This is a genomic window from Pseudomonas sp. Mb7 (assembly GCF_054790525.1).
In genome coordinates this window covers 2,216,958-2,231,516 of sequence record NZ_CP186501.1, presented here as the reverse complement: position 1 = coordinate 2,231,516, position 14,559 = coordinate 2,216,958, and the positions used below count along the sequence as shown (strand labels likewise).

Genomic DNA, 14,559 nt, shown 5'->3' with positions numbered 1-14,559 from the left:
TTCTGGCGTACGCGTAGGCAACGGCGCAAGGTGTTGTAGCCGTTATGGCGTAACAGTGCGTGTAAGTTAAACGTGCGTGGGTGATAGCGTTTAAAAGCCCCTCACCCTAGCCCTCTCCCAAAGGGAGAGGGAACTGACCGGCTGTTTGGGGGAGGTACGCCGACGTGGGATACCGAGGTGAACTCAGGTGGGTGACGGCTTGGGTTATTTGACCAGGCGTTTTTCTTTGGAAGGTCTGTAGCCGAAATATGAGCTGTAGCATTTGCTGAAATGACTCGGCGAGACGAAGCCGCATGCGACTAGCACTTCCACTTGTGACAGCTCCGTATGTTGCAGCAAACGTCGCGCTTCGGTGATGCGCAGTTCCAGGTAATAGCGCTGCGGCGTGGTGCCCAGTTGCTCCTTGAACAAGCGCTCCAACTGCCGACGAGAACGGCCGGCATACACCGCCAGTTGCTCCAGCTCCAGCGGCTCTTCCAGATTGGCATCCATCAGCTTCACCACTTCACGCAACGGCGCACTGACGCAGATGTTCTCGTCTGGTTTGATGCGCCGGTAACGCGATTCCTCGAAGGCGAGGATGTCTTCGATCCCTTCGACCAGGGCTTTGCCGTGCAGACTCTTGATCCAGTCCAATGCCATGTGGAAAGCGCCGGACGGACTCGATGCCGTGAGCCGGTCGCGGTCGATCACGTAAGGCTCACTGCTGACGTGGGTGGTTTTGGCGATTTCAGTCAGCGCCGGGCGGTGCTCCGGGTGGATCGCGCAACGGTAGCCATCGAGCAGCCCGGCGCGGCCGAGAAACCACGAACCGTTCCACAACCCGGCGAGGCTGATGCCCCGCTCCGCTGCAACCTGAAGCAAATGAATAAACTCCTCACTCGCCCGCAACTCGGTGCGATACCCGCCACACACCACCAGCAGATCCAGTTGCTGAAGCGCGGCTGAATCCAGACGTGCGTCAGGGCGGATGACCAGCCCCAGATCACTGATGACTTCGCCGTCGCCCAAACCAAACGTGCGCGAGGAAAACAGCCCCGGACGCAGCAGGTTGGTGGTGACAACGGTGTCCAGTGCTTGGGTAAACGCCGGTAGCGAAAAGTGTTCGAGCAGCAGAAAACCGGTGCGGGTCATGCGCGTTTCATCCGCGCTTTGCTCATTCAGATAGCGGAGGTTTTTCCCCTTCATGCCTCCGCTGAATTGGCGTCGTTCGATCAAGTTGTGGTCCATCGGTCATGTTGTTGTGCGCCGATAGTTGGCTTGATCGGTCAAAGAGTCAATCACGCCGGTGAATGGCGAACAGTTTCAGTGGGGGGGTTGTCCGCCAATCCATCTCTGACTCAAACAGCCGAGAAAACCCCGGCGCCTAAACGCCCCTCGAGACGCCCACACAGCAAGTAGTGCTGATAGCCGCTGGAGAACGATCCCTGGGAAATCGCGATCCTGACATCGTCATTCAATCGAAGGTACTGGGCTTCATCAAAGTTTTCTGCGCTGACTTCGCCCGCACGCCCGAGACGCTCGCTGTCCACCGTGAGACCCTGGCTGGCGAAGTGCTCGAAATCGATGATGCGATTCACCGCGTGCCGCTCCAGCACACCCTGATTGGGATGCATCGAGTAGATATGCAGGCCTTTATTGGCGCAGCGGTCGCACATGTCGACACAGTTTTTCTGCGTCGATTTACGCCGCGTCAGTTCTTCAAGCGGCATGTCGAGGTACTTGCCAACCTGATACTCGGTCTGATTGAAGATCGTGCAGCAAAGCACCGTATTGCCATTGCAGTCGATGACCAGCCAGTCATCCTTGAGCGTGCACGCCATCTTGGGAAATTGCTGGATGACGTTGACAAGATCCTCGTACGGCGGCAATGCGAGGCGTTTCAGGGTGTCAATGTCCGTAGCCGTGACAGACGGGTCACGCTCGACAATGGCCAGTGTCTTCTCCAGCGGCATCATCACCGAATACCCGGTTGTGAAGATGAAGCCAAGACGCTCACTGAACGCGCGCATCAGTGATTCTTCTTCGATGTTATCCAGGTAACGGTGATAGTAAACATCCACACGGGTCCTCAGACCCAAGCGCTGTTTGATCTCCTGCAGGGCGATCATGTTTTGTTTTACAACTTCGATATCGCCGCCGACATGGCCCTTTTCGTAGGTCTCCTGGTAAAAACCCGAGAGCGAAATACGGAAGTAACTCGGCTCGGCCATCAGGGCCTTTTCCATATTCTTGGCGAGATTAAGGTTGGTGCTGATACCGCTGCCCATGCCGGCAGCATTAATGATCTCGATAAATTCGCCAATTTTTGGATGAATCAGCGGCTCGGTCCAGTTATAGAGGTAGATCGTGTCGACGCCCTCTGTCTTGGCCTTATCGACAATCTGCTTGAACATGTCGAGCTGCATGGCTTTTTTGAAATTGAGATTTTCCGAGTTGCCCATTGGGCAAGACGGGCAGCTCAGATTGCACGCACCGACGATATCGATGTACATATTCATGCGGGTGAAGCTCCTTGACTTGAAAGCCACGCATCTCATCACTGCAGTCTTTCAAGTCGCCTGATTGTGTTGGTTTTTTGACGGCACTGGCACACCGGCTAGCAATAACTGCACCACAATGCTGCTACGCCATTAACTCAACGACCCAATCGATAAACACGCGCAATTTCAGGCTGACATGCCGGTTCGGCGGATAAGCAATGTAGAGCGGCATCGGCGCGAGTTTCCAGTCTTCGAACAGCGGCACCAGCTCGCCACGCGCTTGATGGGCGGCAGACATGTACTTGGGCAGCCACAGCACGCCCATGCCCGCCAGGCCTGCCGCGAGGTAGGCGTTGCCGTCATCGACTGCCAATACGTGCCGTCCCTTGATTTGCAGGTTTTCGCTGGCGTTGTGCAAGGCATATGGCACCGGTTTGCCGGTGCGTGCCCAGAGAAAACCGACCACGCGATGGTGGCTGTCTTCCAGGTCTCTCGGGTGCGCGGGAATGCCCGCGCGCGCCAGGTATTGCGGTGCGGCAAACACCCCCAACTGCAGATCGGCGACCTTGCGTGCCATCAGCGACAGGTCCATGAGTTCGCCGCCGCGCACCACGCAATCGACGTTCTCATCAATGATGTCGACAATACGGTCGCTGACGCCCATGTCGATCTGGATATCCGGATAACGCGCGTGAAACTCGGGCAGGGCCGGCACCAGAATCAACCGTGCGAGCGGACTCGGGACGTCCACTCGCAGCCGGCCCGAAGGTGATGCCGCCGCGCCGGGCAGGCTGGTTTCGGCATCATCGAGGTCGGCGAGCAAGCGGATCACGCGTTGGTAATACGCCGCGCCATCGGCGGTGACGTTGACCTTGCGCGTGGTGCGATTGAGCAACTTCACCCGCAGGCGCGCCTCCAGTTGCTGAACCAGTTGGGTCACGGTGGTCTTGCTCATGTGCAAGGTTTCCGCCGCTTTGGTGAAACTCCCCGCCTCGACCACCCGGGCGAAGGCCTGCATTGCGTCAAAACGGTCCAAGGTGCGCCCTCGATTGTTTGGATTTCACAAACAGTGAACGCCAAGCTTGCGCGTTTATCGCTGGCCTGCAAATACCTACAGTGGCTCCATCAACTCAAATGAAGGAGACACTTCCATGACTCAGCGCGATGTTGTTTTTCCATCCGCACGCCGCACGCTTTACGAACGCCACCGTTACTCGCCCGCCATTCGCTCCAACGGTTTTCTGTTTGTTTCGGGACAGGTCGGCAGCACCGAGGACGGCACGCCAGAGCCGGACCTGAAAAATCAGGTGCGTCAGGCGTTCACTAACCTCAATGCAATCCTTGCAGAGGCCGGTGCCAGCTTCGATGACGTGGTCGATGTAACCGTATTCATCGTTGACCCCCAGTCGAAATTCGAGACGATCTGGAATGTGGTGCTGACCGAGTTCTGGGGCGAGGCGCCGCATCCGACGGTGACGGCGGTTGGTGTGACGTGGCTGTATGGGTTTGATTTCGAGATCAAGGTGATTGCCAGGTTGCCGTAAATATCCGGACACACCCATTCGTTTGCCATTTCAGAGGTCGTCTGTTTGCATGCTGCCCCACATCAGCATTCAGATCAGGGAGAGGATCGATGAACATTTTGGTGGTGGGTGCCAGTAAAGGCTTGGGCCGAGCTTTTATCGAAGGCTTGGGTAACGCGGGAGACACGCTGATTGGTGTGTCCCGCACGCGTCCCGAAGGTTTGGTGTGCGAGGCAGAGCATCCAGTACGCTGGGTGGAAGCCGATCTGATGAACCCGGCCAAAGCCGCGCACGCCATCGAGCATGCGGTCGTCGACGATGGGCTGGATACGCTGATCTACAACCTCGGTATCTGGGAAGAGTCGGCTTTCGATCCAGCCTATGACTTTCTCGACAGTCCGGACGACGAATTGCAAGCCATCGTCAGTTGCAACATCAGCGCAACAATCCTGCTGATCAAACGCCTGCTTCCGCTTCTGCTGAAAAGCCCCCACCCCAGAATCATCCTCACCGGATCGACTTCAGGCCTGCCGCAAAGCGGGCGTCCGGAAGTCGCCTTCGGCGCCTCCAAATTCGCCCTGCGCGGGATTGCCGATACGCTGCGCGAAGGCTACCGACAGCAGCGTCTGGCGGTGACTTGCCTGAATCTGGGGTATCTCAACACCGAGGATCGGCTGAGCACGCCGCGAGATCTGGCTGCGCAGCGTGGCGAGGGTCAGCTGATTCCAGTTCACGATGTCGTTCAGGTGGTGCGCATGATTCTGAGTCTGTCTTCGGCCAGCTACGTCAAGGAGCTCACCCTGCCGGCAATACTCGACGAACGCTTTTGACCATTCCTGCCCTGATGGCGCTGGCCTTTACGCGTGCGAATACGTATAACCTCGCCGATTCGTCTACCCTCACGTAGCGCCCTGGTTCAGCTCTTCACACTTTTTGACGCTCACGAAACGGAGAATTCCATGCTCAAACGAACACTGGCACTGACCGCCGGCCTGGCCCTGTCCTTTTCTGCATTCATGGCCCAAGCGGCCGACGTTTTGCGCGTCAGCGCGATTCCCGATGAAGCCCCGACCGAGTTGCTGCGCAAGTTCGAACCGCTGGGTGCTTATCTGGAACAACAACTGGGCATGAAAGTGCAGTTCGTCCCGGTGGCGGACTACCCGGCAGTGGTTGAAGCACTCGCGACCGATCGCCTCGACATGGCCTGGCTCGGCGGTTTCACTTTTGTGCAGGCACGTTTGAAAACTGACGCAACGACGCCAGTAATCCCGTTGGTACAACGCGAACAGGATGCACAGTTCACCAGCAAATTCATCACCGCTGACCCGAATGTGCATAGCCTCGCCGACTTGAAGGGCAAGACCTTCGCCTTCGGTTCGGTGTCGTCGACCTCCGGCAGCCTGATGCCGCGTTACTTCATGCTGAAAAACGACAACATCAAGCCTGAGGGCTATTTCAGCCGTGTCGCCTACTCCGGCGCCCACGACGCCACCGTGGCCTGGGTGCAGGCTGGCAAGGTTGACGCCGGTGTGCTGAACGCCAGTGTCTGGCAGAAACTGGTAGACGCCGGCAAGGTCGACACCAACAAAGTGAAAGTCTTCGCCACCACCCCGACCTACTTCGATTACAACTGGACCGTGCGCGGCACCCTCGACCCGGCGCTCGCGGCGAAGATCAAAAAAGCCTTCCTTGATCTGGACCCGGCCAACCCTGAGCAGAAGAAGATTCTTGATCTGCAAGCGGCCAGCCGCTTCATCGACACCAAGCCCGAGAACTACAAGGGCATCGAGGAAGCCGCCCGCGCCGCCGAACTGCTGAAATGACCCTACGCCTCAAACAAGGCAGCCTGCGCCACGCCAATGGAGTCGACGCCCTGCGCGGTGTCGACTTGCAGATTGGCGTTGGTGAACAGGTCGCCATCATTGGCCCGTCCGGGGCCGGTAAGTCGAGTTTGCTCAACCTGCTGGCCACCGCCCTGCGGCCCAGCAGCGGCGAGATTGAAGTGCTCGGCGAACGCGCCTGGCACTTGTCTGCCCGCCAGCGTCAGCGTCTGCGCGCGCGGATCGGCCTGGTGCATCAGGCGCCGCCACTGCCACCGCGTCAGCGTGTAGTGACGGCGGTGCTGGCCGGCAAGCTCGGCCAATGGAGTCTGGGTAAAAGTCTTTTGAACCTGTTGCATCCGCTGGATGTGGCCGGTGCGCGCGCGGCGTTGGCGCGACTGGACCTGGGCGACAAACTGTTCGCCCATTGCCAGCAATTGTCTGGCGGCCAGTTGCAACGCGTCGGTATCGCCCGCGTGTTGTATCAGGCGCCGGAAATCCTCTTGGCCGACGAACCGGTGTCAGCCATGGACCCGGTCATGGCCGGGCACACGCTGTCGATCCTCTCGCGGCATGCTCTCGAACATAACGTAACGCTGGTGGCGAGCCTGCATGCGGTGGATCTGGCGCTGTCGCACTTCCCGCGAATCATCGGTCTGCGCGACGGGCAGATTCTGTTCGACAGCCCTTCTGATCGCGTCACCCCGGAAATGCTCGACGCGCTTTACGCCAATGAAAAACTGCAATCACCGACCATTGCGGTGGCACCTCTGACTGTGCAGATTCCACGATGCTGAAAGCCGATTCACGCGATCCCGCCGCATGGCCGCGTCTGCTGCTGACGTTGCTGGCGATTGCTTTGCTGTGGCCGGGCATTCAGCTCAGCGAGCTGAATCTGGGCGTATTGCTCCCCGACAGCCAGAATGAAATGGGCCGTTTTGTCGCGCAATTCTGGCCACCAGCGCACGACGAAGCGTTTCTGCAGTTACTGTTCAAAGCCACCCTGCAAACTCTGGCCATCGCCACCGCCGGCATGGCTTTGGCGCTGGTGTTGGCGATACCGGCGGGCCTGGTCGCCAGTCGTGCGCTGTCGCTGTCTGCCGCGTCACGCGGTGGCGTGCCGAGCCGACTGGGGCGTCTGTTGCGCTGGCCGGTGCGCGGACTGTTGATTTTCCTGCGCAGCGTGCCGGAAATCGTCTGGGCGCTGCTGTTTGTGCGCGCCGTAGGGTTGGGGCCGGCGGCCGGTGTGCTGGCCATCGCCATCACCTACAGCGGCATGCTCGGCAAAGTCTATGCGGAGATTTTTGAATCGACCGATCAGCGTCCGGCGCACGCACTGTTGCAGGCTGGCAGCGGCCGTCTGGCGGCGTTTGCTTACGGCACGTTGCCCAACGTCGGGTCAGAACTGCTCTCGTACACGGTCTATCGCTGGGAATGCGCGATCCGCGCGTCAGTGGTGATGGGGTTTGTCGGCGCCGGCGGCCTGGGTCAGCAGATCGACCTGTCGATCCGCATGTTCGCCGGCGGTGAAGTCGCCAGTATTCTGCTGTGCTTCCTGGTGCTGGTATTGGCCGCCGACCAACTCAGTCGCCTGCTGCGCTGGAGGCTGACATGAACCGGCTGATCAACTTGCTGCTGATCGCCGGTATTGCGCTGGCGGTCATCGCGTCTTTCGCTTATCTGGGGCTCGATCTGGGTGAGGTGGGCAGCGCCACCAGCCTCAAGCAGATGGGCGCGTATGTGCAGCGTTTTCTCAGCCCGGACTTGAGCGCGGATTACCTGAAAGCCATCTTGCATGGTTCGATGGAAACTCTGGCGATGTCGGCCCTCGGCACCCTGCTCGCCGCCGTGTTCGGCATCGTTCTCGCCCTGCCCGCCGCCGGACGGTTCGGCTGGCCGCTGCAAAGCGCCTCGCGCCTGCTGCTCAATGCCTTGCGGGCGATTCCGGAACTGGTCTGGGCCGCGCTGATGGTGCTCGCCGCCGGCCTCGGCCCGAACGCCGGTACCCTCGCCCTCGCCCTGCACACCACTGGGGTGCTCGGTCGTTTGTTCGCCGAAGCGCTGGAAAATACCCCGCCACAACCGGCCGAAGCCATTCGTTTACAGGGCGGCAATCCGCTCCTCGCCTTTTGCTACGGCACCCTGCCGAACCTTGCGCCGCAACTGCTCGCCTACGTTCTGTACCGCTGGGAAAACAACATCCGCATGGCCAGCGTGCTCGGCTTTGTCGGCGCTGGCGGATTGGGGCAGATGCTCTATGTGAGCCTCAGCCTGTTTCAGGAAGCGCAAGCCAGCACGGTGATTCTGGCGATGCTGGTGCTGGTGTTTGTGGTCGACTGGTTGAGTGCGTGGAGCCGGCAACGCTGGGTCAAAGCGTAGGCCGGCTCACCACTCAGTTCAGCGAAAGGTTGTGTTGCGTGACATTGTCCATATTGAAATGGCTCAAGCGTCCCTGATCATCAAACAGCAGGAAATCGCTACCGACACAACGTACCCGCACACCCTGTCGAGGCCATTGCAGTGTCGCAACGAGGCGGTTGCTGGTCCTGGCGATGAAGTGCCAGCGCATGTCGTGGTCGTTGATCAGGTAACCGATCAGCCGGCAGTGCTCATGCAAATGCACTTCCACCAACTCATCATGGTCTTGCTCGAAGTCACAATCCGGCAGGCTGTAGTTGTTGCAATCAGTCCCACCACCGAACACCAGAACCGAAACCTCGTCGCTTTCACGCTCCACACGCATGAACTCCAATCGCCCGTCAGCGCTGAGCAAGTACTGCTGGTCGATACCCAACGCAGGCACCGGCATTCGCTTCATCAGTCGTCGCTCAGGTAACCGGTAGTGCCACAACTCCAGGCCCGCTTGCGCATCACTCAACCATACAGATTCGTTGCACGCGTCATCCTTCATGCCAATGACCTCTCCGGGCAAATCGCTCACGTGCCACAGGGTTTCGAATCCACGATCGACATCCACCACCCGCAGTTGTCGCCCACGGCCGATGGTCCAGTTCGAACCGTTGAATGTGCGGCTGAACGCACTGAACATCTGCACGCCGAGATCCGTTGCGACGCGCGTGACCAGATCCACTTTGCTGATACGCCATACTTCATTGCGCCGAGCGACAAGCAATGCGACCTGCCGCCCATGGGCCAGAACGATGTATTGCGCAGGCATTGCGAATTGGTAGAGCGTGTTGCCATGCGCATCGACCACCACTGCGCCGGCCTCGCCCAATGCCAGCAAGTAGCGCTGATCGGTTAGCGGCACGGCGTCCCGGATCATTCGGCTGCCCATGTCCGGCGCAGTCCATTGCAGGGGTTCGCTGCCGGTGACCTGCGTGTAGGGTGCAGGTCGTGCGGGCAGTTGCTGCGGCAGGTCGGCCTGCAATAGTTTGTCCTTGCTCATGCTGACCAGTGCCTGCAACTGCAGCAGAGACAAACGCCCCTGCCCGCCCACCTGATCGGCAATAATCGCGTGGACGGTGGCGCTCGCCAACCAGGCCAACTCGGTGGCGTGCGCCTTGTGCTGCAACAGGCTTTCGGCCAGTGCCGCCCGCTCGGCGTAGCGGGCAGGATCATCACGCAATTGCTCGACCTGATCGGCGTACGCGAACAAGGTGTCGGGGAGCAGAATTGCCCGTTTCACCAGCGCTCCAAGTGCCAGGCTGCCACCGGCCATTTCGGCATTCAACAACCATTGCGTGGCGCGCTCGCGCTCTGCCAGCAGCGGCCAGACAACCTCGACGGCTTGCAACCAAAGGCCTTTGCGTGCCAAGGATTCGGCCCACTCCAGACGCAGGCGCTCGGCGTATAACGGCCATTTGTCCTGGAGCAACGCCACAGCATCAGCGAAGGCTTCATCGCGCCGCGCCACCAGCAAGGCGCGTTGCCAGTTACCGGCCAGGCACAGCAGACGCACGATGGTCGCAGCGGGCATGTCCCAGGCCAGCGCGAGGTCGGCGGCCTGTTGTTGGCGGCCGTGTTTTTCCAGATAGTCGAGCGCCTCCTGCTGCACCTTGAGCAGTTCGGCGAGGACGAACACCGCCTCCTCTATCCGGCCTTCACGGTCGAGCCGCTGGAAGGTCTGGCGGTAGATCTGGCGCAGATGCCCCTCGACGTCTTGCTCGAAGACCATCGAGCGGGCGAGCCCCTGGTGCTGGCTGATCGACAGATCCTGACGCCGCTGTGGGGTGCCGAATGACTGCTCACCTCTGTGCTCGCCACCGCCCAGCGGAATCGCATGGCGCAGCGCCTCTTCATAATCGCCGTTCTCGAACATCTCGAACATGCGCTGCATATAGGCTGCCTGACGCCTGCCGTACAGCGCAGACAGCCGCGAGTGCCGGGTCAGGCGCGTCACCCAGCGACGCCACAGCGCTGGTTTATGTTGGTGTGGCCGCGCCCGCGGCGCAATGTCTGTGGCCGAGTGGGTCGGCGCACCCGGCAATGGCAACGGCACCGACGCCACGCGCCGCAACAGATGACGCAACCCGAACAGCAACAGGGTCAACGCGACCCCGGCAATCAGCGTGCCCACCACGACAGCACCGATCTGCACCGACAGCGACGTCGCCGGCGCGGGCGTCACGGCGTTCACCTCGGTGTGCCGGCCCTGAGCGCCCATCCAGAACACCGCCACCAGCAACACCAGCGTCACACTGAGTTTCAGCCACGGCAGAGGCGCGTCATCAGGCACTGTCCAGCCGGCGCTCGCCGGTGATACGGCGGCATCGGGCGATACCTGCGGCGCCTTCTGCTGACGCGCGATCAGCGCTTGCAGAGTCTTTTGCTGCTCGGGGCTGACCGGTTTCAGGTTTTTGCCAAGAATCTCGCGCACATCGCTGGTGACTTCCAACGGCTCGAGCACTGGCGGCGGCAATACGTTGCGACAGTCATAGGTGTCGAGCAACGTCACGCCACTGATATCAATCCACTCACCCGGCGCCAACACGTCGGCATCGCGCAGATGCAGAGCACTGACATGGCTGCCGCGCACCAGCCAGAGATCGGCGGCCGGCAGATCGCGCATTTCCTGCGGGTCGAGTACGGCTGAACACAGCGTCTTGCCCTGACGAATCAACGGCCAGCCGAGCAAGGTCTCGCACTGCACGGTCAGTGGCTGAGCAAAGCGCAGCAGATCACCATCGGCGAAACGGTAAGCGCTGGCAGCGGTCTGCCAATGCTCGATGATCAACCGCTCGCGTTCGTGCTGGGCGAAACGTTCAGCGGCAAACCACAGGCCCTCAATGCGCTGGTGACCGCTCAAGACCGGGCGGCGGATCAACGCCGCGGCGTTTTCAAGCATGGCTGTCGTCCTTGTTTTTCGGCTGTTCATTACAAAACACCTGCAAACGCAGGAGGCGCTGCGGCACCGCGTACACCAGCAGTTCGCGGGCGCTGGTCAGCACAGCCACCAGACCACTCAACGGACAGAAGCTGACCTTGGCAATCACCTCGCTGGTGGTGAACAACGTCTCCATGTCATCGCCGTGCCAGAGGGCGATGGCCTGCTGACCGGGGCTGATCATCAACAGCAAGTAACACTCGTTGTCGTCTTGCAGCAGACCGATACCTTTCCAGCCGCGGGCCAGATCGATGCATTGCGCCGCTGATGGTAAGTCATTGGCCGAGTACACACGCCAGCTCTCACAGTCGTTTTTCATCGTGAGCAATGCACAGCCGCCGAACGCGCTGCGCCCGCGCTGAATGCCGGCAAACAGCACCTGGCTGACGCCTTCGGCAAGGCCCAATCCATACGGTTGCTTCGCCCCGGTGTCCAGACGCACAGGATGGGCGAACAACCGACCGCCTGAACGACATACATAGACCATCGCATCACCGGCCATCTTGGCCATGGCGATCACATCGGTCGCCAGGCGATGGGTCTGGCGGGTTTCCGGGGCGGCGATATTTTTGTCCCTTTTCACGGTCCAGTAGGCCAGATGCCCTTGAGTATCGAGCAGATACAATCGCCTTTCAGAGCGACTATGCAAACCGACCGCCGGGAGGAAGTTGCCCGTGCCCGGCGGCAGCTTCAACTCCTCCGGGCCCGGTTTATCCACCGGATTCAGACCGGGAATACTCCAGAATGTCAGTTGCAAAGGGTCGCTCATGACCGCCCCGATGGCGCCCCCAAAAAACAGCGCCGTCAGCGGCGTACGTCCTGCGCTCCAGAGGTTACGACGAACTTCCAATGGTTTTTTCTGGTATTGCGCCGGTAGCTTGATCACCACCATGCCGGGCTCATCGAGCATTTTCAGCGCGACATGGCTGCCGGAGCTGGAAATCACCGGCTGTAGCGTCAGCGACACCCGCGGCACACAACCTTTGGCCGTCGGCGCAGCCTTGACGATTTCGCCCTCAAACTGCCCTTTGAGCAGTTGCAGGGCCGCACGCTCAGCGGGCATCGGTAATAGCACGCGATGGGTGTCCGTTGCCTGCAAGTGCACAGACAGGCTGCAACCATCAAGACTTCGCGCGATTTGCACGCGATGGCTGCAAGTCTGCCGGTCTGTTGCCGGCAGACGTTGCCCCACCAGCCAGCATTCGCCGACCGGCATTGACGCGCTATGCAGCCAACTGCGCCACGCCTGCCAATGCGCATCGCTCACCGTGGAGAAGGTCCGTGCACCGAGCAATCGTTTGAGCTGCGCCGCCGAATCGACCTCATGCAAGGCTGGCTCCTGCTGCAAAATGCCCCAACGCAGTTCGGCACCCGCCTCTTTCGCGCGACGTGCCAGCAGGATCACCAGCGCCATGTGCACCAAGCGTGCGGCGCCCAGTTGCAACGGCCCGGCATCGAACAGCACGACAATCCGGCGACTGGCTTGCTGCGCGCGATATTGCGGCGCGAGGAACAGATGTTCGCCCACGGCCGCGCGGCGCAGAAACTCGTCGGGCACTTCGTCGGCCAGCAGCCATTCGCTGGTCAGCAGCCGGTCATACGGCCCGCGCCTCTGTAAATCGCCCAAGCCATCGGGCTCGGGCACGCCGCCCTGTTGCACACCGCGCAGCGGGCCCAGTACCGGGTTGAGCCGTCCAAGCAGATCGGCGAAAAGCGGCAGTTGTTCTGGGGCGAACCACTCCAGCCATTCGCGCCACGGTTGCAGAGATTCAGGTAACTGCATCAGCGCCCCGCCCAAAAATCGTCAATTCGCTGCAAATGTTCTGCGCTCACCGGCAATTGCCGATCGAGCGGTACCACCGCCGATGGATCACGCCACAGCAGCAGCGGCGCCCGCGAGAAGCGGTGCGACAACGCGTGCGCCAGCAGGTCGGTCGGTACATCCGGCTCCCAACTGGTGGGTAACCAAAGCCCGGGCGCACGCTCGTCCATCGCCGCATAGGCAACGCCATCGACCCACGGCAGATCCGCCGCCGCGCCGCTCACCAGCAGCACGTCGCGATTGGCGGTGGCATGCAGGCGCGTGGCCTGTTCATCCGGTATCGCCAGCAATCGCGCATGCAGACGCCGGGCGGCTTCGCCCCACGCCACGGCAGCCTGCGGCGCCACTGCCACCGGCCGCGAGCGCCAGCGCCAACTCAGCGCTTTGCCATTCATGCGGCAGTCGTCAGCAAACGGGCGAGTTGGCCGCGAACGTCGTGCAACGTCGCCGGGATGGTCAGGTCGTTGAAGTTGGCGTCGATCTCACGCAGCAGCCCCTCCAGCAAGGCACCGGCCGGCGGTTCAGTGCGCGCCAGATAATCCTCGGCGGTTTCCAGCAGGCGGCTGACCCGCGACATCGGCTGCAGGGTCGCCTCCTCCACCGCGCTGAACAGATGGCGGTTGCTCGACTGGGTGAACATCTCGCGGAGCACCTCGCGGCCGTGCTGCTGGGTTTCCTTGGTTGGCAACACATACAGCAGCGGCCACAGATCGGCGGCACTGGCCTCCACTCGACCACCGAGCAACGCGGCGGCAGCGATCAGGCGCTGGGACTTGACGATGCGTCGATCCGACAACTGAATGCCGGCCTCACGCAAGCGGCGAATGGCTTGGGCCAGCGCCGGGCGCACGGAGCTCAGGTCAACGCTCTTCAGAGCCTGACCCAGAGTGTCGAGCTGGCTCAGACCGAGCAACTGTTGAACCGGGCGTTGCTCGGACTGCCAGCCGCCGGCGAGCATCGCTTCCAGCTGATTGTCCGGCACAGACTCGACAAACAGGTGCAGCAGGAAGCGGTCACCAAACGCCGCCAACGCTTCATCGTCGGGCAAGCCGTTGGAGGCGCCGACGCAGACCCGCAGCGGGCACTGAATCTGCGTATGCCCACGCCGGAAGCGCCGCTCGTTAAGCACGCCAAGGAGCGTGTTGAGAATGGCCGTCGAACCGAGAAACACCTCATCGAGGAAAACGATATCGGCTTCAGGCAGCATGCCGCTGACGTCAGTTTCCACCGTGCCTTCGCGAAGCTTTTTCAGGTCGACCGCGCCGAACAGTTCCGAAGGTTCGGTAAACCGCCCCAGCAGATACTCGAAATAGCGCCCGCCCATCGATTGCGCAACCCGGCGCACGACTGCACTTTTCGCGGTGCCTGGTGGGCCGATGACCAGAATATGCTCCTGTGCCACGGCGGCCAGAACAATCAGTTCGGCCAACTGCTCACGCCCCACAAGACCTTCGGTGGCGACGCGTACGGCCTGACGGATTTGCGCGGCAGCGCTCTGCAATGAAGCACTCATGGGCATCTTCCCTGAAAAATGAATTCTGATTGGGCTGGTCGGCAGGTATCG

13 protein-coding genes are annotated in these 14,559 nt (G+C 60.8%); 6 read left to right on the top strand and 7 right to left on the bottom strand.

Annotated features, from left to right (window positions below; genetic code table 11):
- Nucleotides 1-204: 204 nt before the first annotated feature.
- The 3 genes from ACOYXH_RS10255 to ACOYXH_RS10245 all read right to left on the bottom strand — a co-directional run bounded on the left by ACOYXH_RS10255 (nt 205) and on the right by ACOYXH_RS10245 (nt 3,519).
- Complete coding sequence (locus ACOYXH_RS10255) at nt 205-1,230, bottom strand: GlxA family transcriptional regulator (protein WP_220558793.1); 1,026 nt, start codon at nt 1,228-1,230, stop codon at nt 205-207.
- Nucleotides 1,231-1,340: 110 nt separating this feature from the next.
- A complete protein-coding gene (locus tag ACOYXH_RS10250; RefSeq protein ID WP_460410868.1) occupies nt 1,341-2,495 on the bottom strand; it encodes a radical SAM/SPASM domain-containing protein in 1,155 nt (384 codons plus the stop codon).
- Nucleotides 2,496-2,625: 130 nt separating this feature from the next.
- A complete protein-coding gene (locus ACOYXH_RS10245; protein ID WP_123464320.1) occupies nt 2,626-3,519 on the bottom strand; it encodes a LysR family transcriptional regulator in 894 nt (297 codons plus the stop codon).
- A gap of 115 nt (nt 3,520-3,634) precedes the next feature.
- Between ACOYXH_RS10245 and ACOYXH_RS10240 the strand changes: the two genes are divergently transcribed.
- The 6 genes from ACOYXH_RS10240 (at nt 3,635) to phnE (ending at nt 8,205) form a co-directional block, all read left to right on the top strand.
- Nucleotides 3,635-4,027, top strand: a complete 393-nt coding sequence (locus ACOYXH_RS10240; RefSeq protein WP_427120708.1) for a RidA family protein — start codon at nt 3,635-3,637, stop codon at nt 4,025-4,027.
- An 89-nt stretch (nt 4,028-4,116) separates the two neighbouring features.
- A complete protein-coding gene (locus ACOYXH_RS10235) occupies nt 4,117-4,836 on the top strand; it encodes an SDR family NAD(P)-dependent oxidoreductase (RefSeq protein ID WP_095126555.1) in 720 nt (239 codons plus the stop codon).
- Between the two features lie 129 nt (nt 4,837-4,965).
- Nucleotides 4,966-5,829: a putative selenate ABC transporter substrate-binding protein gene (locus ACOYXH_RS10230; protein WP_220558788.1), complete on the top strand. Its 864-nt coding sequence runs from the start codon at nt 4,966-4,968 to the stop codon at nt 5,827-5,829.
- Entirely contained in the window at nt 5,826-6,623 is a 798-nt protein-coding gene (locus ACOYXH_RS10225) for a phosphonate ABC transporter ATP-binding protein (RefSeq protein WP_460410636.1), read from the top strand. The genes ACOYXH_RS10230 and ACOYXH_RS10225 overlap by 4 nt, the downstream gene beginning before the upstream one ends.
- Complete coding sequence (locus ACOYXH_RS10220) at nt 6,617-7,441, top strand: PhnE/PtxC family ABC transporter permease (RefSeq protein ID WP_095049978.1); 825 nt, start codon at nt 6,617-6,619, stop codon at nt 7,439-7,441. The genes ACOYXH_RS10225 and ACOYXH_RS10220 overlap by 7 nt, the downstream gene beginning before the upstream one ends.
- Nucleotides 7,438-8,205, top strand: a complete 768-nt coding sequence (gene phnE / locus ACOYXH_RS10215) for a phosphonate ABC transporter, permease protein PhnE (RefSeq protein WP_460064379.1) — start codon at nt 7,438-7,440, stop codon at nt 8,203-8,205. The genes ACOYXH_RS10220 and phnE overlap by 4 nt, the downstream gene beginning before the upstream one ends.
- Nucleotides 8,206-8,218: 13 nt before the next feature.
- Here the strand turns inward: phnE and ACOYXH_RS10210 are convergent, their stop codons facing one another.
- The 4 genes from ACOYXH_RS10210 to ACOYXH_RS10195 are packed head-to-tail and all read right to left on the bottom strand — an operon-like array spanning nt 8,219 to nt 14,508.
- Nucleotides 8,219-11,134, bottom strand: coding sequence for a bpX6 domain-containing protein (locus ACOYXH_RS10210; protein WP_258709782.1), 2,916 nt, complete (start codon nt 11,132-11,134; stop codon nt 8,219-8,221).
- The gene (locus tag ACOYXH_RS10205; protein WP_095049989.1) at nt 11,127-12,956 is read right to left on the bottom strand and encodes a hypothetical protein; all 1,830 of its coding nucleotides are present in this window, start codon (nt 12,954-12,956) and stop codon (nt 11,127-11,129) included. Before ACOYXH_RS10205 ends, ACOYXH_RS10210 begins: the two co-directional genes overlap by 8 nt.
- Nucleotides 12,956-13,390 (bottom strand): bpX5 domain-containing protein, encoded by a 435-nt coding sequence (locus ACOYXH_RS10200; protein ID WP_095049975.1) that lies wholly within the window; start codon nt 13,388-13,390, stop codon nt 12,956-12,958. The genes ACOYXH_RS10205 and ACOYXH_RS10200 overlap by 1 nt, the downstream gene beginning before the upstream one ends.
- Nucleotides 13,387-14,508 (bottom strand): AAA family ATPase, encoded by a 1,122-nt coding sequence (locus ACOYXH_RS10195; RefSeq protein ID WP_095049974.1) that lies wholly within the window; start codon nt 14,506-14,508, stop codon nt 13,387-13,389. The genes ACOYXH_RS10200 and ACOYXH_RS10195 overlap by 4 nt, the downstream gene beginning before the upstream one ends.
- Between the last annotated feature and the right edge of the window lie 51 nt (nt 14,509-14,559).